Origin of the sequence: Microbacterium pseudoresistens, from assembly GCF_013409745.1 — a bacterium.
GTDB lineage: Bacteria > Actinomycetota > Actinomycetes > Actinomycetales > Microbacteriaceae > Microbacterium > Microbacterium pseudoresistens.
In genome coordinates this window covers 13,483-37,727 of the sequence record NZ_JACCBH010000001.1, presented here as the reverse complement: position 1 = coordinate 37,727, position 24,245 = coordinate 13,483, and the positions used below count along the sequence as shown (strand labels likewise).

At 70.0% G+C, this 24,245-nt stretch carries 27 protein-coding genes and 1 tRNA gene; 19 read left to right on the top strand and 9 right to left on the bottom strand.

What is annotated here, in order from left to right:
• The first annotated feature begins 28 nt into the window (after positions 1 to 28).
• Positions 29 to 1,327, top strand: coding sequence for a CDP-glycerol glycerophosphotransferase family protein (locus tag BKA02_RS00205; RefSeq protein ID WP_179430167.1), 1,299 nt, complete (start codon positions 29 to 31; stop codon positions 1,325 to 1,327).
• A gap of 14 nt (positions 1,328 to 1,341) precedes the next feature.
• On the opposite strand, the gene BKA02_RS00200 is transcribed toward BKA02_RS00205, so the two are convergent.
• From BKA02_RS00200 to BKA02_RS00185, 4 genes are all read right to left on the bottom strand, one after another.
• Positions 1,342 to 1,638, bottom strand: coding sequence for a hypothetical protein (locus BKA02_RS00200; protein ID WP_179430165.1), 297 nt, complete (start codon positions 1,636 to 1,638; stop codon positions 1,342 to 1,344).
• Positions 1,639 to 1,742: 104 nt separating this feature from the next.
• Positions 1,743 to 2,732 carry a hypothetical protein gene (locus BKA02_RS00195; RefSeq protein WP_246285942.1) on the bottom strand — a complete coding sequence of 330 codons (990 nt, stop codon included), beginning with the start codon at positions 2,730 to 2,732 and terminating at the stop codon, positions 1,743 to 1,745.
• A gap of 101 nt (positions 2,733 to 2,833) precedes the next feature.
• Positions 2,834 to 3,526: an NTP transferase domain-containing protein gene (locus BKA02_RS00190; protein WP_179430163.1), complete on the bottom strand. Its 693-nt coding sequence runs from the start codon at positions 3,524 to 3,526 to the stop codon at positions 2,834 to 2,836.
• A gap of 200 nt (positions 3,527 to 3,726) precedes the next feature.
• On the bottom strand, positions 3,727 to 4,479 hold the full coding sequence (locus BKA02_RS00185) for a hypothetical protein (protein WP_179430161.1): 753 nt from the start codon (positions 4,477 to 4,479) through the stop codon (positions 3,727 to 3,729).
• 25 nt (positions 4,480 to 4,504) lie between these two features.
• On the opposite strand from BKA02_RS00185, the gene BKA02_RS00180 reads away from it, so the two are divergent.
• From BKA02_RS00180 to BKA02_RS00170, 3 genes are read left to right on the top strand one after another with little or no spacing between them, the layout of a single operon-like run.
• Positions 4,505 to 5,440, top strand: a complete 936-nt coding sequence (locus BKA02_RS00180) for an ABC transporter ATP-binding protein (protein ID WP_343045303.1) — start codon at positions 4,505 to 4,507, stop codon at positions 5,438 to 5,440.
• Positions 5,441 to 5,445: 5 nt separating this feature from the next.
• Positions 5,446 to 6,987, top strand: a complete 1,542-nt coding sequence (locus tag BKA02_RS00175) for a hypothetical protein (RefSeq protein ID WP_218844376.1) — start codon at positions 5,446 to 5,448, stop codon at positions 6,985 to 6,987.
• Positions 6,988 to 7,029: 42 nt separating this feature from the next.
• Entirely contained in the window at positions 7,030 to 7,296 is a 267-nt protein-coding gene (locus BKA02_RS00170) for a DUF3039 domain-containing protein (protein ID WP_179430157.1), read from the top strand.
• 31 nt (positions 7,297 to 7,327) lie between these two features.
• Here BKA02_RS00170 and BKA02_RS00165 read toward each other — a convergent pair whose 3' ends face one another.
• On the bottom strand, positions 7,328 to 8,653 hold the full coding sequence (locus BKA02_RS00165) for a nicotinate phosphoribosyltransferase (RefSeq protein WP_179430155.1): 1,326 nt from the start codon (positions 8,651 to 8,653) through the stop codon (positions 7,328 to 7,330).
• Between the two features lie 65 nt (positions 8,654 to 8,718).
• Here BKA02_RS00165 and murI point away from each other — a divergent pair, with 65 nt between their 5' ends.
• From murI to BKA02_RS00145, 4 genes are all read left to right on the top strand, one after another.
• Complete coding sequence (murI, locus tag BKA02_RS00160; protein ID WP_179430153.1) at positions 8,719 to 9,558, top strand: glutamate racemase; 840 nt, start codon at positions 8,719 to 8,721, stop codon at positions 9,556 to 9,558.
• Positions 9,559 to 9,605: 47 nt separating this feature from the next.
• Complete coding sequence (gene rph / locus BKA02_RS00155) at positions 9,606 to 10,346, top strand: ribonuclease PH (RefSeq protein ID WP_179430151.1); 741 nt, start codon at positions 9,606 to 9,608, stop codon at positions 10,344 to 10,346.
• Positions 10,347 to 10,349: 3 nt separating this feature from the next.
• Positions 10,350 to 10,964: an RdgB/HAM1 family non-canonical purine NTP pyrophosphatase gene (gene rdgB, locus BKA02_RS00150; protein ID WP_179430149.1), complete on the top strand. Its 615-nt coding sequence runs from the start codon at positions 10,350 to 10,352 to the stop codon at positions 10,962 to 10,964.
• Between the two features lie 102 nt (positions 10,965 to 11,066).
• Complete coding sequence (locus tag BKA02_RS00145) at positions 11,067 to 11,990, top strand: cation diffusion facilitator family transporter (protein ID WP_179430147.1); 924 nt, start codon at positions 11,067 to 11,069, stop codon at positions 11,988 to 11,990.
• Between the two features lie 17 nt (positions 11,991 to 12,007).
• Here the strand turns inward: BKA02_RS00145 and ligD are convergent, their stop codons facing one another.
• Entirely contained in the window at positions 12,008 to 13,984 is a 1,977-nt protein-coding gene (gene ligD / locus BKA02_RS00140) for a non-homologous end-joining DNA ligase (RefSeq protein WP_179430145.1), read from the bottom strand.
• A gap of 89 nt (positions 13,985 to 14,073) precedes the next feature.
• On the opposite strand from ligD, the gene ku reads away from it, so the two are divergent.
• Positions 14,074 to 14,934 carry a non-homologous end joining protein Ku gene (gene ku / locus BKA02_RS00135; RefSeq protein WP_179430143.1) on the top strand — a complete coding sequence of 287 codons (861 nt, stop codon included), beginning with the start codon at positions 14,074 to 14,076 and terminating at the stop codon, positions 14,932 to 14,934.
• A gap of 3 nt (positions 14,935 to 14,937) precedes the next feature.
• On the opposite strand, the gene BKA02_RS00130 is transcribed toward ku, so the two are convergent.
• Together BKA02_RS00130 and BKA02_RS00125 are read right to left on the bottom strand one after the other, a co-directional pair.
• A complete protein-coding gene (locus BKA02_RS00130) occupies positions 14,938 to 15,702 on the bottom strand; it encodes a VTT domain-containing protein (protein WP_179430141.1) in 765 nt (254 codons plus the stop codon).
• A gap of 111 nt (positions 15,703 to 15,813) precedes the next feature.
• A tRNA-Leu gene (locus BKA02_RS00125) sits at positions 15,814 to 15,895 on the bottom strand.
• A 123-nt stretch (positions 15,896 to 16,018) separates the two neighbouring features.
• Here BKA02_RS00125 and BKA02_RS00120 point away from each other — a divergent pair.
• Genes BKA02_RS00120 through BKA02_RS00085 form a run of 8 tightly spaced genes read left to right on the top strand, consistent with a single transcriptional unit; the run spans position 16,019 to position 20,974 of the window.
• On the top strand, positions 16,019 to 17,170 hold the full coding sequence (locus BKA02_RS00120) for an ATPase, T2SS/T4P/T4SS family (protein ID WP_179430139.1): 1,152 nt from the start codon (positions 16,019 to 16,021) through the stop codon (positions 17,168 to 17,170).
• A complete protein-coding gene (locus BKA02_RS00115) occupies positions 17,167 to 18,018 on the top strand; it encodes a type II secretion system F family protein (protein ID WP_179430137.1) in 852 nt (283 codons plus the stop codon). Before BKA02_RS00120 ends, BKA02_RS00115 begins: the two co-directional genes overlap by 4 nt.
• Positions 18,015 to 18,941 (top strand): type II secretion system F family protein, encoded by a 927-nt coding sequence (locus BKA02_RS00110; RefSeq protein ID WP_179430135.1) that lies wholly within the window; start codon positions 18,015 to 18,017, stop codon positions 18,939 to 18,941. Before BKA02_RS00115 ends, BKA02_RS00110 begins: the two co-directional genes overlap by 4 nt.
• A gap of 49 nt (positions 18,942 to 18,990) precedes the next feature.
• The gene (locus tag BKA02_RS00105; RefSeq protein ID WP_246285941.1) at positions 18,991 to 19,209 is read left to right on the top strand and encodes a hypothetical protein; all 219 of its coding nucleotides are present in this window, start codon (positions 18,991 to 18,993) and stop codon (positions 19,207 to 19,209) included.
• On the top strand, positions 19,210 to 19,623 hold the full coding sequence (locus BKA02_RS00100; protein WP_246285940.1) for a TadE/TadG family type IV pilus assembly protein: 414 nt from the start codon (positions 19,210 to 19,212) through the stop codon (positions 19,621 to 19,623).
• The gene (locus tag BKA02_RS00095) at positions 19,613 to 20,101 is read left to right on the top strand and encodes a TadE family protein (RefSeq protein ID WP_179430133.1); all 489 of its coding nucleotides are present in this window, start codon (positions 19,613 to 19,615) and stop codon (positions 20,099 to 20,101) included. The genes BKA02_RS00100 and BKA02_RS00095 overlap by 11 nt, the downstream gene beginning before the upstream one ends.
• Positions 20,098 to 20,502 carry a pilus assembly protein TadG-related protein gene (locus tag BKA02_RS00090; protein ID WP_179430131.1) on the top strand — a complete coding sequence of 135 codons (405 nt, stop codon included), beginning with the start codon at positions 20,098 to 20,100 and terminating at the stop codon, positions 20,500 to 20,502. The genes BKA02_RS00095 and BKA02_RS00090 overlap by 4 nt, the downstream gene beginning before the upstream one ends.
• A gap of 55 nt (positions 20,503 to 20,557) precedes the next feature.
• Positions 20,558 to 20,974, top strand: a complete 417-nt coding sequence (locus tag BKA02_RS00085) for an SseB family protein (protein ID WP_179430129.1) — start codon at positions 20,558 to 20,560, stop codon at positions 20,972 to 20,974.
• Between the two features lie 36 nt (positions 20,975 to 21,010).
• Here BKA02_RS00085 and BKA02_RS00080 read toward each other — a convergent pair whose 3' ends face one another.
• Positions 21,011 to 22,258 (bottom strand): MFS transporter, encoded by a 1,248-nt coding sequence (locus BKA02_RS00080; RefSeq protein WP_179435059.1) that lies wholly within the window; start codon positions 22,256 to 22,258, stop codon positions 21,011 to 21,013.
• A 109-nt stretch (positions 22,259 to 22,367) separates the two neighbouring features.
• On the opposite strand from BKA02_RS00080, the gene prfB reads away from it, so the two are divergent.
• Both prfB and BKA02_RS00070 read left to right on the top strand, forming a co-directional pair.
• Positions 22,368 to 23,480: a peptide chain release factor 2 gene (gene prfB, locus BKA02_RS00075; RefSeq protein WP_179430127.1), complete on the top strand. Its 1,113-nt coding sequence runs from the start codon at positions 22,368 to 22,370 to the stop codon at positions 23,478 to 23,480.
• Between the two features lie 65 nt (positions 23,481 to 23,545).
• Positions 23,546 to 24,178 carry a C40 family peptidase gene (locus tag BKA02_RS00070; protein WP_179430125.1) on the top strand — a complete coding sequence of 211 codons (633 nt, stop codon included), beginning with the start codon at positions 23,546 to 23,548 and terminating at the stop codon, positions 24,176 to 24,178.
• Positions 24,179 to 24,245: the final 67 nt, after the last annotated feature.

Here is a 24,245-nt window from a genome sequence, read left to right as displayed (position 1 = left end):
GCCGGTGGCGTCTCGCTACCCTGGAGCCATGGGTGTCGTCTCGGATGCGCGCAAGGCCTATCGGCTGCTTCGTCGGGCGCTGCGCTCGCGCTCGGCGGTGCAGCGCGTGCGTCGCACGCTCGCTGCCCTTCCGCCGCATCCGAGCGATCATTTCCAGATCGCCGTGTACTTCGCCGACGGCGCGGTGAACATGTATCAGATCCGGCAGTGGTACAAGCCGTTGGCGGAGCTGGCCAAGCGGTGGCCCGTCGTCGTGCTCTCGCGGTCGGCGACGGGGGCGGAGGCGCTCATCGCCGAAGACGCGCCGCCGGTCGCCTTCGTGCCGACCGTGCGCGACCTCGAGCGCTACATCGCCACGCAGGACATCCGCATCGTGCTGTACGTCAACCAGAACACCCGCAACTTCCAGATGTTCCGGTACGGCCGGCGCTGGCACGTGTTCATCAACCACGGCGAGTCCGACAAGATGTACATGACCACGAACCAGTACAAGGCGTACGACTACGCCCTGATCGCGGGTCGGGCCGCGCTCGACCGCCTGTCGCGCGTGCTGTGGGACTACGACCTCGAGGCGCGCACGATCGAGATCGGCAGACCCCAGGCCGATCATTACTCGGGGGCAGCGCCGTTCGAGGCCGATGATCGCACCGTCGTGCTCTACGCGCCCACGTGGGAGGGCGACCGGCCCGCGGCGCACTACGGATCCGTGCGCACACACGGAGAGACGCTCGTCCAGGCGCTGCTGGCGACCGGAGAACACCGGATCATCTACCGACCACATCCCCGCAGCGGCGCGGTCGATCCGGAGTACGGCGAGGCGAACCGGCGCATCATCGCCGCGCTCGCGGCGGCGAACGCCGCGGATGCGTCGGCGCACCACGTCTTCGACGACGGGCCCGAACTCGGCTGGCAGCTCGCCATCGCCGACGTGGCGGTGGTCGACATCTCGGCGATGGTCTACGACCGGCTCGCCGTGGGCAAGCCGCTGTTCATCACCAGGCCGGCCGACGAACGGGCATCCATCGACACGGGCGGATACCTGTCTGCCTGCGAATGGCTCTATGCGGCGGATGCGGGCGATATCGTCGCCGAGGTCGAGCGGGTGCGCAGTGACGAGCAGACCGTGCAGCGGCTGCAGACCTGGGTGCAGCACTATTTCGGCGATACCACTCCGGGAGCGGCCACGGCGAAATTCCACGGCGCGATCGAACGCCTCATGGCCGAGTGGCAGCGCTGGCACCTCCGCGATACCGCCGAGGCCGACGCAGACGACGAAGACGACGACGAGCGCGAGAACGAGGACGACGCCGATCCCGGCATGAGCTGAGCGGTCCGACCGACTCAGACGACGAAGCGCCAGACGTACTCGAGGCCGTCGCCGGGGCGGAACCAGGCGATGGTGAGCACGACGTCGTCGCGATCGACGTCGCACAGGCAGATCTCCAGCTGTTCCCCCGCCCGCACGCGACCCCACAGGCGCGTGCGGGCGGGGCCGACGCCTTCGCCCGTGAAGACCCGCACGAAGTCGAGCGGCCGTGCGCCGTTCGTCAACACGGGGTGCGAGCGATCTCTCCGGTCGACGAGCCAGGGGAGCGGATACGGCGAGGCGGTGGGGGGAGCGTCTGATCCATCGAGCATGCAGGCACGCTAGAGCCGACGACAGACGCGACCATGCCTCTTCGCGTCTCCGACGCCGGAGCTGTGGAGAACCTCGCTGCTGACCCGTCGGGGGAGGAGAAGCGTCAGCGGTCCTCGAAGTCGCGATCCTCGAGCACCTCGGTCTCGCCCTTGCTCGCATCGGCGCGGCCGTCGAGCGTCTCCGGAGCGACCTTGCGATCGCGCCGTACGGCATCCACCGCTTTGCGCCCGACCCACGTGACACCGCGTACGGCGCTGCCGCCGGCTCCGGCCACGGCCGATCCGGCGTACTGCGCACCGCGCGCGAGCTTCGATTCGAGCCGCTCGGCATTCTCGCGCGGCTCGAGTTCGGCGGGCAGCGTCGTGGGCGCGATGCCGAACGCCCGGCGCGAGCTGGTCAGCACGCGTCGACCGAGGATGTGGTTTCCTGCGCCCCCGATCGCGGCGCCGATCCCGAACGGCAGGGCCTTGCCGAGGAAAGACGCTCCGCCCGCTGCGGCGAGGTGCCGGGTGAACATCGTCTTGAGACGATCGACCAGCGGCCCGACCGATGCGCGGGGGAGTGTCTTGGTGACGAGCTCGCCCCAGTAGGCGGGGCGTCCGGCATTCTTGCCGCGCGCCTGGCCCGCGAGCTGGGAGACGAGATCGACGCCTTCCTTGCCGAGCATGAGCGTCATCACCAGGGCGCGTGCGCGATCCGGATCCGTCACGGAGATGCCGTGCACCTCGGCGACCGACTGCGCGAACAGTGCCGTCGACTCGACGAATCCGACCGTCTCGACGCCCGAGAGCGCGAGGGTGACGGGGGTCGTGATCCCGGGGATCACCGCGGTCGCGCCGACGGCCGCACCGCCGGTCGTCACTGCGGCGAGGTAGCGGCGTTCGAGGTAGCGCACGATCTCGCTGGGCGTGGCGTCGGGGTGGCGCAGGCGGATGCTGCGAATGTGCGCGAGCACCAGCGGGCGCTGCACGGCGAGCACCCGGTCGATTCCGCGCACGATCACCGGATGCTCCGGATCGCCCACCGGAGGCAGCCCCGTGTCCCACGGGGAGTCGTCCGGGAGGGAGTGGATCTTGTGCACCTTCCGAGCCATGTCACGATCCTAGACATCGCCGTGGCGAGAACGCCGGGAGACCGCGAACGCGTCAGGGCCGCCCCGAACGGGACGGCCCTGACGACTGCTGTGCGTGCAGGTCAGACGAAGAGGTTCGCACGCTCCAGGTCTTCGGCGAAGTCCACCTCGACCGCGTACAGGTCGGAGATGTCCATCGGCTCGAGCAGCAGACCGTTCTCGGCGATCGCCAGTTCGAGACCGCGCTCGAAGTAGTCCTGGTCGTCGACTCGCTGCAGCTGGCGCATGAAGGCGGCCTTGTCCTTCGACGAGATGTAGTTGATGCCCACGGCCTCGCCGATGCCGCCGACGACGGTCTTGGACAGCTCCTTGATGAAGCCCTCGGCGCTGATGGTGTACTTCACCTCTTCGTCGCTCACCTTGGAGGTGTTGACGGTGACGAAGGACTGATCGCGATCGATGAACTCGATCGCACGGCCGAGCACGCGCGGGTCGAACACGACATCGCCGTTCATCCAGAGCACGCCGCTCTTGCCCGTCGCGGCGAGGCCACGCAGCAGGCTCTTGGACGTGTTGGTCTCGTCGTAGCGCTCGTTGTGCACGTAGTTGACGCGAGGGAAGGCTTCGACGATGCTCTCGGCGCGGTAGCCGACGACGCTCGTGATGCGGACGTCGCTGCCGAACGCCGCGCGGATGTTGTCGTGCTGCTGCTGCATGATCGAGCGGCCGTCGCTCAACTCGGTCAGCGGCTTCGGCAGGGCGCGGCCGAGCCGCGAGCCCATGCCCGCAGCGAGAATGATGGTCTGAAGAGTCACAGAACTACTCCTGTCACGTGTGTTTCACGGTTGGTTAACCGGGAGGACACTCCTTCGTGCCGTCGATCATGCTAGCGATGACTCCTGGGAACCTCGGGAGAATATGATGCCCGTTGCTGTTTCGTGATCGACTGCACGGGGCGTTCTCAGGAACAGGAGCATGCGAACAACCGTCGCACAGCGTGATTATCCACCGTCGATCATCCGATGCCGGGCAACGGTTGATACCGTTGCGGGGTGACCGCCGTGCCGCCTGATCCCACATCCGCCGACCAGCCCTCACCCGACACGTCGGAGAAGAGCGCTCCCACGAAGCGCGCGTCGGCATCCCGCGCCGCGGGTTCCCGCGCCGGAGCCTCTCGTTCGTCCACGGCGAAGAAGCCTACGGCGACGGCGGCCGAGCGCGCGGCTGTCGCCAAGGCGAGGGCGGCAAAGACCGCCAAGGTCAAGTCAGCGACCGAGGAATCGGCGTCGCGGACGATGGCGGCGAAGAAGACCACGGTGAAGGCGGGTACGGCGCGCACCGCCGCCGTCAAGGCCGCCGCGGAGAAGGCGGAGAAGGCGAAGGCGGCGGAGCGGGCCGAGGCTGCCAAGGTCACGGCGGCCAAGGTCGCTGCGGTGAAGGCGTCGTCGAGTGCGACGACCGCGAAGAAGGCGCCCGCGAGGAAGACCCCTGCCAAGTCGACTCCCGCGAAGACGACCTCTGCGAAGGAGGCGACGACGACGAAGCCGGCGATGTCCACGGCGACCGGCGCCAAGAAGACCTCCGCATCGGCAGTGAAGACGTCGGCGGCGAAGACCACGCCCGCCAAACCCGCGGCGGACAAGCCGACCGCGAAGACGTCCGCGTCGAAGACGGCAGCCTCGAAGCCGGCGGCGTCCACGACGGCGAAGAAGGCGGCAGCGAAGTCCACGACGACGAAGACGACGACGACGAAGCGTACGACGAGCACCGCGAAGTCGACGAAGGCGGAACCCGTGGCAACGCTCGCCGCGGCCAGGGCCGAAGCACCCGCAACCGAAGAAGCCGTGGCCGAACCCGCCGTGGTGGATCAAGATGATGCTGTGACCGAAGAAGCGCTGCGGGAGCCGGCCACGGCGGTGGTGCGCCGAGGCGATCTCATCGCGCCTCCGCCCGAGGCCGAGGAGGGCACCGAGCACGCGCTCGTCATCCGCGACCTCGTGAAGGTCTTCGGCGACACGCGTGCCGTCGACGGCATCGACCTCACCGTGCCCGCCGGCTCGTTCTACGGCATCGTCGGGCCGAACGGGGCGGGCAAGACGACCACCCTCTCCATCGTCGCAGGGCTCCTGCGCAGCGACTCGGGCTCGGTCAGCATCTGCGGCGTGGATCAGTCCGCCGACCCCCGCGGTGCCAAGAAGCTCATGGGAGTACTGCCCGACCGGCTGCGTACGTTCGATCGACTCACCGGCCGCCAGCTGCTGCACTACTACGGTCTGCTGCGCGGACTGCCGGCCGAGGTCGTCGAGACGCGGACCGTCGACCTCGCCCGCGCCTTCGACCTCACGTCCGCGCTGGGCCGGGTGGTCTCCGACTATTCCGCAGGAATGACGAAGAAGATCATGCTCGCGGGTGCCATGATCCATTCGCCGCGGGTGCTCGTGCTCGACGAGCCGTTCGAGGCCGTCGACCCCGTCTCGTCGGGTGTGATCCTCGACATCCTGCACGCCTATGTGGATCACGGCGGCACAGTCATCCTCTCCAGTCACGGGATGGATCTGGTGGAGCGCGTGTGCGCCCGCATCGCGATCATCGTCGGGGGAGAGGTTCTCGCCGAGGGGACCATCGATCAGGTGCGCGCGGGACAGACGCTCGAGCAGCGCTTCGTGGAGCTGTCCGGCGGCATCGCCGAGGTGGAGGGGCTCGAGTGGTTGCACGCGTTCTCCGACTGAGGTCGATGCTCCTGCTCGGGGCGCTGCGCGGCGATCGCGAGCGCGTCGTGCGGGTCGCGCTCGCCCTGGCCGCCACCGTCGTGGCGACGATCATCGCGGTGCTCGCCGTACGCAGCCTCGCCGATGCGACGCACGCTGCGGCGACGACGGTGATCGTGCTCGGCGGATCCGCCGTGGTGCTCGGCTTCTTCCTCGCCCCGGTGCTCTCCGGCACGACCGATCAGCTCGACCCTCGCCGCTTCGGCGTCTTCGGCGTCGACGAGCGCACGATGCCGCTCACCCTGGGGCTCGCCGCCTTCGTCAGCGTGCCCTCGCTCGCCCTCATCGTGCTCGACGTCGCCACGGCCGCCACGGCCATATCCCTCGGAGCGCCGTGGCCGCTCGCGGTGCTCGGCGCGGTGCTCTCGCTGCTCATCGCCGTGTTCGCCGCGCGCGTCGGCATGATGCTCAGCGCTCTGCTGCTGCCCGAACGGCGCTCGCGCGAGCTCACGTCGTTGTTCGCCCTCGCCGTCATCGTCGTCGCCGTCCCCGTCGGCGTCTTCACGGCATCGTTGCGCTGGGACGGCGACGTGCCCGGCCCGCTGCGCCTGGCCGCGACCGTGCTCGGGTTCACTCCGCTCGGCGCCGCCACGGCGTTTCCGCTGCTGGCTGCGGCCGGCGACACCGCCGGCGCCTGGGTGAGCGGACTGGTCGCGGTGGTCACCGCAGCCATCGTGCTGGCCGGGTGGGTGCTGCTCGTGCGGCGTGCGCTGCACAGCACGGATCGCCCGACGACGGTGCGCGAGCGCCCTGGCCTCGGCTGGTTCGCGCTGCTGCCGGCCAACGAGTTCGGTGCGGTCGCCGCGCGCAGCCTGGTGTACTGGCTGCGCGACCGTCGCTACCTCGTCAACGTCGCGATCGTGCCGGTCGCGGGTGTGCTCACGGTCATCCCGCTGCTCGTCGCCGGAGTCCCGCTTCCGCTCGCCGCAGCCCTTCCCGTGCCGGTGATGGCGCTGTTCTTCGGCTGGCTGGCGCATAACGACGTCGCCTACGACTCGACCGCACTGTGGGTGCACGTCGCCAGCGGCGTGCGCGGTGCGGCGGATCGTCTGGGGCGCCTCGTGCCCGTGCTGCTGTTCGCCATCCCCGTGCTCGCGATCGCGATCCCGATCACGCTGGCGGTGATCGGGCGCTGGAGTCTGCTGCCCGTGTTCGTGGGGCTCTCGGTGAGCCTGCTGCTGTGCGGTATGGGCCTGTCGAGCATCGCCTCGGTCATCTCGCCCTATGCCGTCTCCCGCCCGGGCGACAGTCCCTTCCAGCAGCCGCAGCGCGGAGTCTCGCGCGGTGCCCTCGGCCAGGCGGGGACGCTCGTGGGGGCCATCGTGCTGAGCGTGCCGACGATCGTGCTCGCCTGGGGCGCGCTGGCAGACCCGGATCGATCCGTGCTGGCACCGCTGTGGACAGGGATCGTGACCGGAGTCGTCGTGCTCGCCGTCGGGGCGTTCGTGGGCGCGCGGGTGTACGAGCGCAGCGGCGAACGCCTCATGGAGTTCGTCGAGACTGTCTGATCCACGACCCGACGCCCGTCGGTCGCGGCTAGACTCGCGGCTATGAGCACTCCGTCGGATGCCCCCGATCAGGGCGGCGTGGCCACCCTCGACCGCGAGCTCGAGCAGCTTCTCGAAGAAGAGCTGCAGGAGCCGGGAGACCACGAGCGGTTCTCGCACTATGTCAAGAAGGAGAAGATCCTCGAATCGGCGCTCACCGGAAAGCCGGTGCGGGCGCTGTGCGGCAAGAAGTGGACGCCCGGGCGCGATCCCGAGAAGTTCCCCGTCTGCCCCACGTGCAAGGAGATCTACGAGTCCATGATGGGCTGACGGTCCAAGAGCCGTCCGTCCGCTTCGTCCCTCAGCCTGCGTCGACGAACAGCGTCGGGATCGCCGGATCCGACTTGCTGAGCGCCAGGGCGCGCACCGGCAGCTCCTCGCGCACGCGGAGGTGATGCGCTCGCGCCGCCTCGGTGCCGGCGGCGCCTTCATGAGCGGTGTCGATCTCGCCCCGATCGACGAGCACGACCTGCAGCGGGCGACCATCCGGATGCGCGACGGGTTCGGCGACGTCTTCGAACCCGTCGGACACGACGACGGTCTCGTCCTGCGCCGTCCCGTCGTGCACCGTGCGGAAGGCGGCTTTGCGCCCGCCGCGGGAGGCCTTGTTCTCGGAGACCTTCGCCACGGCGACCCAACCGTCGTCGGGACTCCGGCGGGCGACGAGTTTGTAGACCATTCCGGCGGTCGGATATCCCGAGCCGGTGACCACGGAGGTGCCCACGCCGTACGAGTCGACGGGAGAGGCAGCCAGCGCCGCGATGGCGTACTCGTCGAGGTCGCTGGTCACGGTGATCTTCGTGCCGGTGGCACCGAGCTCGTCCAGCTGCGCCCGCACCTCGCCGGCGACGATCGGCAGGTCTCCGGAGTCGATGCGCACCCCGCCCAGCTCGGTGCCGGCGACGCGGATCGCCGTCTCCACTCCGCGACGGATGTCGTAGGTGTCGATGAGGAGGGTAGTCTCCGCGCCGAGCGCATCGACCTGCGCGCGGAAGGCATCTTCTTCGCTGTCGTGCAGCAGCGTCCACGAGTGCGCGGCCGTCCCCATCGTCGGGATGCCCCAGCGCCGGCCCGCCTCCAGGTTGCTCGTCGCATCGAAGCCGGCCAGGTACGCCGCCCGCGCCGCCGCGACGGCCGAATCCTCGCCGGCGCGCCGCGAGCCCATCTCGGCCAGGGGCCGGTCTCCGGCGGCGATCGACATGCGCGCCGCGGCCGTCGCCACTGCCGAGTCGTGGTTGAGCACGCTCAGGGCGAGGGTCTCCAGGATCACGGCGTCGCCGAACGTGCCCTCGACGGTGAGCACGGGTGAACCGGGGAAGTACAGCTCGCCCTCGCGGTACCCGCGGATGGTGCCCGTGAACCGGTAGTCCGCCAGGTACCGCAGAGTCTGTGCGTCGACGACCTTCTCATCGCGGAGGAAGCGCAGCTCGTCGTCTCCGAAGCGGAAGTCGCGCAGCAGCGAGAGCAGGCGTCCCGTGCCCGCCACGACGCCGAAGCGCCTCCCACCCGACAGCCGCCGTGAGAACAGCTCGAATACCGATGGTCGTGCGGCCGTGCCGTCTCGCAGCGCCGCCTCCAGCATCGTCAGCTCGTAGCGGTCGGTCATCAGCCCGGTCGAACCCGTCATGCCCGACAGTGTATGGCCCGCATTCCGGTCGTTCCGGCAGACCGGCGGCGCTAGGCTGGGGGATCATGAACGACGCGCCGATCGGGATCTTCGACTCCGGTGTCGGCGGTCTCACGGTGGCCAGGGCCATCCGCGCGCAGCTGCCTCGCGAGTCGCTCGTGTACATCGGCGACACCGCGCACTCCCCGTACGGGCCGAAGCCCATCGCCGATGTGCGCCGCTACGCGCTCGAGGTGCTCGACGCGCTCGTCGACCAAGGCGTGAAGATGCTCGTGATCGCCTGCAACACCGCCTCCGCCGCCATGCTCCGCGATGCGCGCGAGCGTTACGATGTGCCCGTCGTCGAGGTGATCGGCCCCGCCGTGCGCCGGGCGATGTCCACCACGCGCAACGGCCGCATCGGCGTGATCGGCACGGCCGGCACGATCGCCTCCCGCGCCTACCAGGACATGCTCGAGGTCAACGAGAACCTCGTCGTCGCGGCCGCTGCCTGCCCGCGCTTCGTGGAGTTCGTCGAGGCGGGTATCACCGACAGCCCCGAGGTGCTCGCCGTCGCCGAGGGCTATCTCGCCCCGATGCGCGACGCGGGCGTCGACACGCTCGTGCTCGGCTGCACGCACTACCCGTTTCTGCGCGGCGCGATCGGCTACGTCATGGGCGAGGGTGTCAGCCTGGTCTCCAGCGACGATGAGACGGCCAGCGACGTGTACCGCCACCTCGTGCGCGGTGATCTGCTCGCTTCCGCCGACGCCGTCCCGCGCTACGTGTACGAGGCCACCGGCGTCTCCGCCGACGACTTCACGGCCCTGGCCAACCGGCTCATGGGCAGCGAGGTGCGCGAGGTGCAACTCGTGCAGACCGGCGTCATCGACCTGCCGGTCGACCTTCCCGCCGACCTGCGCTGAGCATCCGACCGCTTTCCCGAGACCTGATCCGAACAGGAGTCACCTTCATGGCAGAGAACGCCATCGTCCGTGCCGACGGCCGATCCTTCGACCAGCTGCGCCCCGTCACGATCGAGCGCGGCTGGAGTGCACAGGCCGAGGGTTCCGCGCTGATCAGCTTCGGCGGCACCAAGGTGCTCTGCACCGCATCGTTCACCAACGGGGTGCCGCGCTGGCTCACAGGCAAAGGCAAGGGCTGGGTGACGGCCGAGTACGCGATGCTGCCGCGCGCGACCAACAGCCGCAACGACCGCGAGAGCGTCAAGGGCAGGATCGGCGGGCGCACGCACGAGATCTCCCGCCTCATCGGCCGCGCGCTGCGCGCCGTCGTCGACACGAAGGCGCTGGGCGAGAACACGATCGTCATCGACTGCGACGTGCTGCAGGCCGACGGCGGCACCCGTACGGCCGCCATCACCGGCGCCTACGTGGCGCTCGCCGACGCCATCGAATGGGGCCGTGAGAAGAAGTTCATCGGCAAGAACTCCACCCCGCTCATCGATTCCGTCTCGGCGATCTCGGTGGGGATCATCGACGGCGTGCCGATGCTGGACCTGCCGTACGTCGAGGATGTGCGCGCCGAGACCGACATGAACATCGTCGTCACCGGGCGCGGGCTCTTCGTCGAGGTGCAGGGCACCGCCGAGGGTGCACCCTTCGACAAGCGCGAGCTGGATGCCCTCCTCGAGCTCGGTGTGAAGGGATGCGCCGAGCTCCGAGAGCACCAGATCGCCGCGCTCGAGGCCTGAGCCGTGGGCATCCGGGTCGTGCTCGCCACGCACAACGCGCACAAGATCGAGGAGTTCGCCGCGATCGTCGCCGCGACCCGACCAGACGTCGAGGTGATCGGCTACGACGGCCCCGAGCCGGTGGAAGACGGCATCACCTTCCGGGAGAACGCGCTCATCAAGGCGCGCGCCGCCGTCGCGCACACCGGTCTTCCGGCGCTCGCCGACGACTCCGGCATCTGCGTCGACGCGCTCGGCGGAGTACCGGGTGCGTTCTCGGCGTACTGGGCCGGTCAGCGCAAGGATGCTGTGGCCAATCGCGAGCTGCTGCTGGATCAGCTCCGCGACATCCCGGATCCGCGTCGTACGGCGCAGTTCGTCTCCACGATCGCCCTCGTCGTTCCCGCTGTTGACGGCTCCTCGCCCATCGAGCACGTCGTCGAGGGCGTCTGGCCCGGCCGCCTCGCCCACGCTCCGGCGGGCGAGGGCGGTTTCGGCTACGACCCCGTCTTCATTCCCGATGATCAGCCCGAGGCCGCCACAAGGACCGCGGGCGAGTTCTCCGCCGACGAGAAGAACGCCCTCTCGCACCGTACGAGGGCGTTCGCGGCCCTCGCTCCGCTGCTGGCGGGGCTCTGACGCTCGGGTCGCATCGACTCGTTGCTGACGCTGAGAATCGTTACTGTTCCCGACTGGGCGCACTGGCCCCTGCGGGACCGCGCTCCGGCCTAGCCTGGGTACATGCACGATCACGCGCACACCCCCGATCTCCGCTCCGCGGGGCATCGTCGGCTGCTCGCGATCTCTCTGACGCTGACGGCCACCGTCATGATCGTGCAGATCGTGGGGGCGATCCTGTCCGGATCCCTCGCCCTGCTCGCCGATGCGGGCCACATGTTCGCCGATGCCGCTGCCCTCGTCATCGCGCTCATCGCGAGCTCGGTCGCCGCCCGCCCGGCCGATGACCGCCGCACGTTCGGGTATCAGCGGGCCGAGGTGTTCGGTGCGCTCATCAACGCGATCCTGCTCATCGTGCTCGCCGTCGTCGTGGCGATCGAGGGCGTCGGCCGCCTGCTGCATCCCGCCGACGCGGAGGTCGCGGGCCCCCTCATGCTCGTCGTGGCCGTCATCGGTCTGCTCGCCAACGGCGTGTCGATGTGGCTGCTCAGCGCCGCGCAGAAGACGAACATCAATGTGCGCGGCGCGTACCTCGAGGTGATGGGAGATCTCATCGGCTCGGCCATGGTCATCGTCGCCGCGATCGTCATCGTGACGACGGGATGGATGCCCGCCGACGCCTTCGCCTCCCTGGCGATCGCGGCGATGATCGTGCCCCGTGCCGTCGTGCTGCTGCGCGAGGTGCTCTCCGTGCTCGCCGAGTCGGCACCGAAGGGCACCGCCGTGTCCGACATCCGAGCGCACCTGCTCGATTATCCGGGCGTGACCGGCGTGCACGACGTGCACGTGTGGCAGCTCACCCGCGGCGCCCCGGTCTTCACGGCACACGTCACCGTGGCGCCAGAGACCATAGCGCCCGGGCGTTCAGGGCAGCTGCTCACCGAGCTTCAGGCGTGCCTGGCCGAGCACTTCGACGTCGCGCACTCCACGTTCCAGATCGAACAGGACGGCGGGATCGCGGAGTGCGAGGAGAACACGCACGCGTGACGCAGTCGTGACGAGCGTCACACGGTGACCTCGCCCGGGCTCTTGTCGGGGCGTCGTCCACGCCAGCGGGCGTGCCGGAGGATGCGCCCCGGCGTCCACTCGGCGAACTCGACCTCGCCGACATGCTCCGGGCGCACCCACAGCGCATCCCGCGCATCCGCATCCGGCACACCGTCGACGGTGGGAGAGGCGATGCGCAGCGGCTCGAGCAGGGCCGACAGGTCGCGCAGCGCGCGGTCGCCGAACCCCGTGCCGACGCGTCCGACGTAGCGCAGTCCGCTCGGCGCCTCGGTATCGGGCACGGCGAGCAGCAGGGAGCCGATCGTGCCTGCGCGGTCGCCCTTGCCGGGTCGGAGGCCGACGATCACGACCTCCTGCATCAGCGTGTGCTTGACCTTGATCCAGTCGGGTGAGCGCCGACCCGCCCGGTACGGCGAGTCGGGGTTCTTGGCGACGATCCCCTCCAGGCCGAGCCGTTTCGTCGTCTCGATCGCCGCGTCGACGTCGTCGAAGCGCGGCGGCACGACCACGGCGTCGACGGCGCCCTCGGCGATGCGCTCGAGCAGTTCGCGCCGGTCGCGCAGCGGCAACCCGGTGAGGTCGTGGCCATCGAGACGCAGCAGGTCGAACAGGTGGTACCGCACCGGCACCCGGACCACCTCGCGCTCGATCTCGCGGGCGCGGGTGAGGTGCATGCGAGCCTGCAGGAGCGAGAAGCTCGGCCGGCCCGTGGCATCCATCGCCACGATCTCGCCGTCGACGATCGCCTCCGACACGGTGAACCGCGGGGCCCCGTCGGCGGTGAGCTCGGGATAGCGGAGCGTGATGTCGGTGCCGCTGCGCGCGCGGAGTCGGAAGGATCCTTCTGTCTCGGGATCGCGCCGCCAGGTGCCGATCGCGCGGATGCCGTCCCACTTGATCTCCGCCCAACCGCCCCGCGTCCTGGCGGTCGCGGCCGTGCCGGACTCGGCGAGCATCGGTGAGTATGCGTGTTCGTCTGCGGGGGAGGGGGCATCGGCGGGTGCGGATGCCCGGATGCGCTCCCGGGCGCGCGAGGGCCTCGGAGCGGGTGCCACGGCCCCGCGCGTTTCGTCGGACACGTCGAGTGAGAAGGGCGCGATGCCGGCCTCGACGCGGGGAAGCACCTCATCGAAGGCCAGCTGACGCAGCCCCGGGTCGTCGAGCTCGGCCCAGGTGCGTGGCGCTGCCACCCATGGCTGCGGTCGGCCCCGCAGCGAGTACGGCGCCACCGTCGTCTTGGCGCCGTTGTTCTGGCTCCAGTCGAGGAACACCTTGCCCGTGCGCTGCGCGCGCGCCATCGTGCTCGTGACGAGGTCGGGGTGATCCGCCTCGATCACCCTTGCCAGCTCGTGCGCGACGGACGAGGCCTGTGCGCTCGTGTGCCGCCCGTCCAGGGCGCAGTACAGGTGGATGCCCTTGCTGCCGCTGGTGACCGGCACAGGATCCATCCCCATCGCGGTGAGGATGCCGCGAGCGATCCGGGCGACCTCGGCGCACTGGGCGAGGTCGACGCCGTCGCCGGGGTCGAGATCGAGCACGAGGCGGTCGGGGGCGGCGGGTGCGCCGTCGGAAGCGAAGCGCCACTGCGGCACGTGCAGCTCGATGGCGGCCACCTGCGCGAGCCATACGAGAGCGGCCACCTCGTCGACGAGGGGGTACTCCTTCGCCCCCGAGGAGTGCGCGATCGGCATCCGCGGCATCCAGCCGGGTGCACCGCGCTCGAGCTGCTTGGCGAAGAACGCCTCGCCGGGGTGCGACGCGCTCCCCACGCCCTCGACCCACCGCTTGCGTGTGACGGGTCGTTCGGCGAGCACGGGCAGAAGGGCAGGGGCGATGCGCACGTAGTAGTCGATCACCTCGCCCTTGGTGGTGCCGGTGTCGGGGTAGACGACCTTGTCGAGGTTGGTCAGGCGCAGGCGGCGGCCGTCGATGCGCACCATCTGTGCGCCCTTCTCGCCCTGCTCGCCCGGCATGGCTCCAGGGTAGGGCGTCGCACGTCGAGTTCGACGGGTTCGGGGCATTCCCTCTGGTGTGGCGGGTGTGACTGGTGTGTACTGGGCGCATGAGGACCATATGGAAGGGCGCCCTGACGTTCGGGCTCGTCAACGTGCCCGTCAAGGTCTACTCGGCCGTCGAGGACCACGATGTCCCCCTGCATCAGGTGCACGATGAGGACGGCGGGCGGATCCGCTACCAGCGCGTGTGCGAGGTGTGCGGCAAGACCGTCGCCTACGCCGACATCGACCGCGCCTTCGTCGACGAGGGCCAGACCGTGGTGCTCACCAAAGACGATCTCGCCGCCCTTCCCGCGCAGCGAAGCAAAGAGATCGACGTCGTCGAGTTCGTGCCATCGGATCAGGTCGATCTGCTCACCCTCGACAAGCCGTACTACCTCGAGCCCGACTCGAGCTCGCCCAAGGCATACGTGCTGCTGCGCAAGACCCTCGAGCAGACCGATCGCACGGCGATCGTGCGCTTCACCCTCCGCGAGAAGACGCGACTGGCCGCGCTGCGCGTGCGCGGCGAGGTGCTCGTGCTGCAGACCCTGCTGTGGGCCGACGAGGTGCGCGAGGCATCGTTCCCCGCGCTCGACGAATCGGTGACGATCTCGAGGAAGGAGCTGGAGCTGTCGGCGAGCCTCGTCGAGAGCTTCTCGGGAGACTTCGACCCGTCGGCGTTCGTCGACGAGTACCAACAGGAGCTCCGCACGCTCATCGACGCCAAGATCGTCAAGGGCGAAGCGTTCGAGGCCGCCGAGACCTTCGGCGACGCCGAACCGGGGGGCGGCGAGGTCATCGATCTCATGGAGGCGCTGCGCGCCAGCGTCGAGCGCTCACGTGCGGCGCGATCGGACGAGAACGCGTCGGATGCCGCCGATCAGCCCGCCGCACCCAAGGGCAAGGGACGCAAGAAGGCGGGCTGAGCCTCAGCGACCCGTTCCGCCGAGCGGGCCGTCGCCGTCGGCGTGCTGCTCGAACACCTCGGGCTCGAGGGCGAGATCTTCGGCGGCGGAGGCGTCGGTGGCCCGGGCCTTCTTCGCCTTGTAGCGCTCGGAGAAGTAGTGCCACAGCGTGATGAGCGCCGTGCCGCCCACGGCGGCGAGCAGAATCAGGTCGATGTACTCCTTGACGAACCATGCCACCGGAGGAATGAATCCGACGAGGTAGCCGAACATCGTCAGGCCGAAGCCCCACAGCACGGCGCCGATGAGGTTGTACAGCGTGTACCTGCGCCACGGCATGTGCCCCACGCCCGCGGCCACCGGCGCGAAGGTGCGCACGATCGGCACGAAGCGGGCAAGGATCACGGTGATCCCGCCGAAGCGCTCGAAGAACGCGTTGGTGCGTTCGACGTTCTTGCGGCTGAACAGGCCGGATTCCTTGCGTTCGAACACGGCCGGGCCGCCCTTGTGCCCGATGAAGTACCCGACTTCGCCGCCGACGAAGGCGGCGATGCCGATCAGCAGTGCGACCAGCCACACGCTCATGCCGAACACGCCATGTTCCTGCCCGCCGATCGGGTGCGACAGCAGGCCCGAGATCACCAGCAGGGTGTCGCCGGGGAGCAGGAAGCCCACGAGCAGACCCGTCTCGGCGAACACGATGAAGCAGACGACGAGCAGTGCCCAGGGGCCGGCGGCTCCGATGATCGTCTCAGGGTCGAGCCAGGGGATGAGGGCGGCGTGGTGCACAGGGATTCCCGTCGTTCGTGTGGCGGCGGTGCTGGAGTGACGATCGACTCAGAGTCATCGATCGGGTCGGACGACGCCGTCGCGATCCTCCGGATCGCACCGCCATCGCCGTGCGGAAGAGGGGACTTGAACCCCTACGCCCGAAGGCACAGGAACCTAAATCCTGCGTGTCTGCCAGTTTCACCACTCCCGCGCAGCACAAGTCTACCGACCGTGACCTGAAGGACATCCTGGGATCCCCTCGCACCGGCTCGGGTTATCCCGAACCTGTGGATAACTCCGGGGCGTCATCCGCGATCCTTGTCAGGATGCTCCGGTGACCCCGACCACCACGACCTCCGTCGCCGAACGCGTCCGTGCCCGGTTGCGCGCCGAGCGCACCGATCCGTCGCGTCACCCCGACCAGGCGCGCCGCATCGCCCAGGCCGAGGTGCGTCGCCACAACGACCTGGCGCTCTCGCGGGGCTCGGTGCTCATCGACGACGAGGCCGGCTGCGTGCGCGACATCCTCGCCGGGGTGAGCGGGTTCGGCCCCCTGCAGCCGCTGCTGGACGACCCCGAGATCGAGGAGATCTGGCTGAACGGCCCCGAGCGCGTCTTCGTCGCCCGCGGCGGCAGCGCCGAGCGCGTCGGAATCCGCCTCACGGAGGCCGAGCTGCGCGATCTCGTCGAGCGGATGCTGCACAGCACCGGTCGTCGCGTGGACATCAGCCAGCCGTTCGTCGACGCTTCGCTGCCCGATGGTTCGCGCCTGCACGTCGCCATCGCCGATGTCGTCCGCGGCGGCTGGTCGGTGAACATCCGAAAGTTCTTGCCGAGACTCCGCAGCCTGCAGTCGCTGGTCGCGCAGGACGCGATGCCCGAGCGCATCGCCGCGTTACTGGCCGGCGCGATGCGCGACGGGGGCAGCGTGATCGTCTCCGGCCCCACCCACGCCGGGAAGACCACGCTTCTGGCCGCCCTCATCGCCGCCTGCGGAGACCAGCGGATCATCACCGTCGAGGAGACCTTCGAGCTCGGCGTCGACGCCCCCGACCTCGTCGCCCTGCAGGGGCGCCAGGCGAGCCTGGAGGGCACGGGCGAGATCGCCCTGCGCCGGCTCGTGAAAGAGGCGCTGCGCATGCGGCCCGACCGCCTCGTGATCGGCGAAGTGCGCGATGCCGAGGCGCTCGATCTCGTGCTCGCCCTCAACACCGGTGTTCCCGGTGCCGCCACCGTGCATGCCAACTCGGCGGGAGAGGCGCTCGAGAAGCTCTCGATGCTGCCGCTGCTGGCGGGGCGCAACATCGACCGCGACTTCATCGCCCCCGCGCTCGCCGCATCGGTCGACCTCGTCGTGCACTGCAGCCGCGACTCCTCGGGTGCGCGTCGCGTCGCGGAGGTCGTCGAACCCCGCGGACTCGTCGATGGGCGGATCGCGCATCGCGTGCTGTACCGGGCGGGCGACGCCGCGGAGGCCGCGGCATGACGATCGTGCTCGGCGTGGTCCTCGCCGCAGGTCTGCTGCTGGCGCTCTCGCCCTGGTTGTGGCCCGCGCACGCGCCCCTCAGCGCACCACGTCCGAGTCTGCCGGCAAGCCCGCTGCAGTCGCTCGGGGTGGAGGCGCCGACGCGCGTCGTGGTGCTTGCGAGTGTAGCCGCGGGCCTCGTCGCCGCATCGGTCGCCTGGCTCGTGTCGGGATCAGCGGCATTCGCCCTCGTCGCCGGGGCCGCCGGACTCACGACGCCGGTCGTGGTGCTTCGCGCTCGACGGCGGCGCCTGCTGAAGGCGCGCAGGGCGATGTGGCCGGATGTGTGCGATCTGCTGGTCGCCTCGATCCGCGTGGGCATGGCGCTGCCGGATGCCGTCGCCGCGCTCGCGGAGTCGGCGCCCGCCCCGCTGCGGCCGGCGTTCGCCGCCTTCGGTCGCGATGTGCATGCGACCGGGCGCTTCGACCCCGCGGCTCAGGGGCTCAAAAACGCTCTGGCCGATCCAGTCGCCGACCGGATCATGGAGACGCTCCGGATGGCGCGCGAGGTCGGCGGCACCGAGCTCGCCGTCGTGCTGCGGACGCTGTCGAGCTCGGTGCGCGCCGAGGCGGCGCTGCGCGCTGAGGTCGAGGCGCGCCAGTCGTGGATCCGAGGGGCTGCCGTGCTCGGCGCCGTGGCGCCGTGGGTCATCCTGTGCATGCTGGTCCTGCGGCCCGAGGGCGCGCAGGCGTACGCGACCGCGGAGGGCGCGGCCGTCATCATCGGGGGCGCCGTCGTCTCCGTCATCGCCTTCCGCGCCATGCTGCAGATCGGACGCCTGCCCGAGCCCCGGCGGTGGTTCCGATGAACGCCGCCACCGCGATCGCCGTCGCCATCCTGCTCGGCGGGGGAGTGGCCGGCGGGGTGCTTCTCGTGCTCGCCGCCCTGCCGCGCTGGCGGCAGGCCGCACTCATCCCGAGGATCGCACCGCACGTGCGCGACGTCATCGATCTGCCCGAGGCGAGTTCGGCGCTGCGCCCGGGATTGCCGCTCGGCGAGGCGTGGACAGCGCTCGTCGCGGCGGTCACCCGGCTCCTCGGCTCCGGCGAGGCCGCGGTCCGGGTGCGTCTGGCGCAGGCAGGAAGCACCCGGCCGGTCGCCTGGTTCCGCAGCGTGCAGCTGGCCGCCATGCTCATCGGAGCCCTGATCGGCGCCGTCGCCACCGTCGCGCTCGCTGTCGCCGGGCGCATGAGCGCTCCCGCTGCCGTCCTGCCTCTGCTCGCAGCGCTTGCCGCGGGACTCGGCGCGGACGCGCTGCTCACCATGCGAGCCCGTGCGCGGGCGGCGCGCTTGGCCGAAGAGCTTCCGACCGTGCTGGAGTTCTTCTCTCTGTGCTTGTCGGCCGGAGAAGGGCTGCGGGATGCGCTGCGCCGCGTCGCCGACGTCGGCTCGGGAGAACTCAGCGGCGAACTGCGCACGGTGGCGCTCGCCGTCGCCACCGGTTCGGGCCTGGGCGACGCTCTTGCGGAGAGCGGCCGGCGCCTGCAGATCCCCGCGTATTCCCGTGCCGTCGACCAGATCGTCGCGGCGTTGGAGCGCGGCGCGCCGCTGTCGTCCGTGCTGCAGGCGCAGGCCTCGGACGCGCGGGAGGACACCAAGCGCGACCTCATCGAGCGCGCCGGCCGCAAGGAGATCTTCATGATGCTGCCTCTTGTCTTCATGCTCCTCCCGCTCTCGGTGATCTTCGCGGTGTTCCCCGGCGTCTTCGTGCTGCGCCTGGGCATCGGATGATCCCTCGCTCGACCATCTGCGACATGACCACCTCCCCGAAAGGATCGAAATGACCACTGCGATGACCGCGTTCCGTCTGCTTGCCCGCCTGGGCGCCGAGACGCCCCCCTTCGACGTCGCTCTCGATGACCCCGAGCGCGGCGACGTACCCGGCTGGGTGCTCATCACACTGATGACCGCCGGTCTGGTCGTGCTTCTGTGGGCGGTGGCCGGCCCCGCGCTGACGGCCCTGTTCGAGCAGGCGCTGACCCGCGTCAGCGGCATCTGAATGCGCGCGGCGAACACGCGGCGGTCGATGCCGCTGGGCGAGCGGGGCTCGAGCCCCGTCGAGTTCTTGTTCGTCGGCGTTCTGCTCACCGCGCTGACGCTGGCGGTGATCCAGCTCGGCCTCGCGATCTACGTGCGCAACGTCGTCCATGACGCCGCTGCCGAGGGCGCCCATCGTGCGGCCCTTGTCGGCGCCGCGCCGGGCGAGGGCATCGCGACCACGCGCGACGCGGTCATCGCCGCGGTCGGCCCGGCCTACGCCGATGACATCGTGCTGGAGCGGACGACCGAGCTCGGCGCGCCCACCATCCGCATCACGGTGCGAACGACCCTGCCGGTCATCGGACTCGTGGGCGTGCCCGGTGCGCTGGAGGTGAGCGGACGTGCCCCGATCGAGAGCTTCGATGACTTCTGATCCGTACGCGTCGAGTCTCCTGCCGCCTGATGGGCAGACGAGCCGGTGGGATGAGCGCGGATCCGCGGCTCTCGAGTTCATCGCGGTCGGAGTGATCCTGCTTGTTCCGCTCGCGTACCTCGTGCTCGCACTCGGAACCATCCAGGATCAGATGCTCGGCGTCGAGTCCGCCGCGCGCCACACCGCGCGCGTCGTGAGCACGGCGACCGGGGTGGATGATGCCCGGTTCCGGGCCGACCGTGCGATGGATGCGGCGGTGGACGAGTACGGCCTGGACGCTTCGGCCGCGGCCGTCGCTCTGCAGTGCGTGCCCGCGGGGGCGAGCTGCCCCTCGGCGGGGACGACCGTGATCGTCACGGTCTCGACCGACGTGGCGCTGCCGTTCGTGCCGCCCGTGTTCGGTCTGGAGCGCTTCACGCGGGTACCGATCGAGGCGTCGTCGGCGTACAAGGTCTCGCGTACCTGGAGGGAGCGTTGATCCGCGACGACCGTGGAAGCACGCTCCCGCTGCTGCTCGGCTACGTCGTTCTCGCGCTCGCGGTCGTCTACGTGTGCGTGTGCGCGACAGACCTCTACGTTGCCCAGCGCCGGCTGGACTCCGTGGCGGATGCTGCCGCGCTCGCCGGAGCCGATGGATTCACGATCGAGGTCGATGCCGATGGCGTGCGTGCGCACCTCACCGACGGGGCCGTGCGGGAACAGGCGCAGGCCGTGGTCGACGTGCTCGCTCGCGCGCAGCTGGTCGACGCGGCCAGTCCCGACGGCGCGTCCGCGCGCGTGACCGTCTCGGCACAGTGGTCGCCCCCGCTGTTCAGCGAGGTCGTGCCCGACCTCGTGGTGCTGCGGTCAACCGCGACGAGCCGCACCGCGCTGCGCTGAACGCGTCTGCGCAGGTCAGGTTCGCGCCGATGGCATCTGAGAGGATCGGAACATCATGACGGACGATGCACAGCTTCCCGATCCTCCCGAGCCCGGCTCCGCCGCGGCCGAACCCGATGAGCTGGCTGCGCTCGCGCTGCGCGCCGAGGCCGGCGAGGTCACGCACATCGATCTCGTCGACGCATTCATGGCGTCGACGATCTACGTGCCCTCGGTGACTGATCCCGAGCAGGGACCCATCGAGCCCGTGACCTCGCGGATCGAGAACGTCGACTACCACGTGATCGCCTCGAGCGTCGCCGCCCTCCAGCAGACGATCGAGGTCGCGCAGTACGCGGTTCCCATGGACGGGCGGGTGCTCGTGAAGGGCATGAACCCCGAGATCGGACTGCTCGTGAACCACGCAGCGGGTGCATTTGCAATCCCGAAGGCGATGCTCGACGACTTGCGTGCGGCCCGCCCACTCGGCTGAGCGCTCGAACCGGACCCGCATCCGTCACTCGCCTCATCATTCCTCGACAGAAGCGGCGCCCGGGACGTGCCGGGGGATCCAGTACAGGAAGCCCGCCGCACCCAGCAAGCCGATGACGCCGATCGCCGCGGTGGCGATCGACACCGTGGCGACGGCGGCGATCCCCGCGTACAGCAGCGGTGCCGTCGCACCGCCGGCATCGGTGAGCGTGCGCCACGATCCGAGGAACGGCGCCGGGTCGCGCTGCGGCGCGATATCGGCGCCGAGGGTCATCAGGATGCCGCTGGAGAGTCCGTTGCCCACGCCGAGCACCGCGGCCAACATGCCGAACCACAGCAGGTGGGAGTCGAGGTCGTGCGTGAACGACAGCGCGATGAATCCGCCGCCCATGAGGATCATCGACGGCAGCGCCGCCCAGAGCCGTCCGAATCGGTCCATCACCTGCCCGCCGGCGTAGAAGAGGGCGAAGTCGATCGCTCCCGAGACGCCCACCACGAGCGCGATCGTCGGCGCATCGAGCCCGATCGACACGCCCCACAGCGGCAGCACGACCTGCCGGGCCGAGCGCACGGCCGACAGGCAGGCCGCTGCGGCACCCACGCGCGAGAGCACCCGGCGATAGCGCCGCATCGTCTGGAACACGCCGATGCGCTCGGCCGTGGGGATCGATCCGCTCACCGCCTCACCGGAATCCTCCGCGAGGCCGGCCTCGTCGCGGTGGGAGCGCGCCGCCGCCTCATCGGCGGACGCCTGGGCCTCGGGGTCGGGACCGAACACGACGAGCACGATGAGAACGATCAAGCACACGGCGAAGAACCACAGCGCCGAGATCTCGGTGTGGAACACCCCCAGCAGTCCTGCGGCGACGAACGGGCCGATGAACATGCCGAGCCGGAAGGATCCGCCCAGCAGGGCGAGGGCCCGTGCGCGGAAGGCGAGGGGCACTCGCGTGGTCATGAAGGCATGTCTGGCCAGCGCGAAAGCGGCCGCGGACATCCCGATCACGAACACCGCGGCGCTGAACAGCGCGAGGCTCGGCGCCAGCGCGCTGGCGACCGCGCCCAGCAGCGAGACGGCCGCGGCGATGGTCATCGTGAACCGTTCGCCGATGCGCGCCACCAGCCAGCCGGCGGGCAGATTGCCGCACAGCTGACCGACCACGAGCGCGGAGGCGACGAGGGCGGCCGAGGCGAGATCAGCCCCGCGTGCGGCGGCGATCACGGGAATCAGCGGCAGCACGGCGCCTTCGCCCAGGGCGAAGAGGATCGTGGGCAGGTACACCATCGGCCCGAAGCGGAGAAGGACCGAGGATGCGCTGCTGCTCACCCGCCATACGCTACTCCCGCGATCCACGGCCAGTTCCGCCCGGCCAGTCGCGGTAGTCTGGAGTGCCATGCTCGAACTCGATCTCTCCGCCGACATCGCGGCCATCCGTCAGACCTTCGGCGACATCCGCGAGGTCGTGAACACCGACGGTCTGCGCACCGACATCGCCCGGCTCAGCGAAGAGGCGGGTGCCCCCGATCTCTGGGACGACCCCGACAAGGCGCAGAAGGTCACCAGCGCGCTCAGCCACAAGCAGGCCGAGCTCAAGCGCGTGAGCGAGGTGGAGCAGCGCCTCGACGACCTCGAGGTGCTCGTGGAGCTGGCCAACGAGATGGACGACGAGGAGTCGGCCGCCGAGGCGCGCGCCGAGCTCGCCGCGCTCACCGACGTCATCAACCAGCTCGAGGTGCAGACGCTCCTCGACGGCGAGTACGACGACCGCGCCGCCATCATCACGATCCGCTCCGGTGCCGGCGGCGACGACGCCACCGACTTCGCCGAGATGCTCATGCGCATGTATCTGCGCTGGGCGGAGCAGCACAAGTATCCCGTCAAGGTCATGGACACGTCCTACGCCGAGGGGGCGGGAATCAAGTCGGCCACGTTCGAGATCGACGCCCCGTACGCCTTCGGCACGCTGTCGGTCGAGGCCGGCACGCATCGGCTCGCGCGGATCAGCCCGTTCGGCTCCGCCGACAAGCGGCAGACCTCGTTCGCCGCCGTCGAGGTCATCCCGCTCATGGAGGAGGCCACCGAGGTCGACATCCCGGAGAACGACATCCGGGTCGATGTGTTCCGCTCGTCGGGCCCCGGCGGCCAGTCGGTCAACACCACCGACTCGGCCGTGCGTCTCACCCACCTGCCGACTGGGATCGTCGTGTCAATGCAGAACGAGAAGTCGCAGATCCAGAACCGCGCCGCCGCGATGCGCGTGCTCCAGACCCGCCTGCTGCTGCTGCAGAAGGAGGAGGAAGCGGCCAAGAAGAAGGAGCTCGCCGGCACGATCACGGCGAGCTGGGGCGACCAGATGCGCTCCTACTTCCTCTACGGGCAGCAGCTCGTGAAGGATCTGCGCACGGGCTTCGAGTCGGGAAACCCCGCCACGGTCTTCGACGGCGACCTCGACGGGTTCATCTCGGCCGGCATCCGCTGGCGCAAGCGCAGCGACGATGAGGACTGATGCTTTCTGGGGAAACTGACGCGTTTCCCAGAAAGCGGCGCCGCGCATCGCCTAGGGTGGGCGCGATGGCTTTGACACGCAGAGTCGCGGCGACCACCGCGATCGCAACCCTTATCGTTCCCTTCGCCGCGATGACCGCGCACGCCGCTGCGCCGTCGGATGCCTGGGCGTCCCCCGAGACCGTGTCGCTGGTCGTCCCCCCGCAGACGTACGTCGTGGCCTCGGCCGCGCAGACGCAGCCGACCGTGCGCGATGGATACGAATCCGTGTACACGCCGCCGCCCGTCGTCGAGCCCGACACCGGCTCCGATCCGTCGCCAGCCTCGGTCGACTCGCCCGACTTCGCTCCGCCGTCCCAGGACTACTCCGGGGCGAACATCGTCGCATACGCCGAGCAGTTCGTCGGCGTCGTGCCCTACGGCACGGGCAACAACCCCGCCGACTCGTTCTCGTGCGACGGCCTCGTGCAGTACGTGTTCGGCCAGTTCGGCATCGGCCTTCCGCGGGGTGCCGACAACCAGGCGGCGCTGGCGACCATCATCTCGCCCAGCGAGGCGCAGGCGGGCGACCTGCTATGGTGGCCCGGTCAGCACATCGGCATCTACGACGGCGCCGGCGGGATGATCGACTCGCCGGACTGGCGCCGCTACGTCGAGCACCGCGGCATCTGGGGCTCGCCCGTCTACATCCGCCTCTGACGGCGCCGCGCAACGGCACCAGCCCCGTGCACGGGCCTTGTGCGTCAGCTGAGTGTGCGCGGGGGCG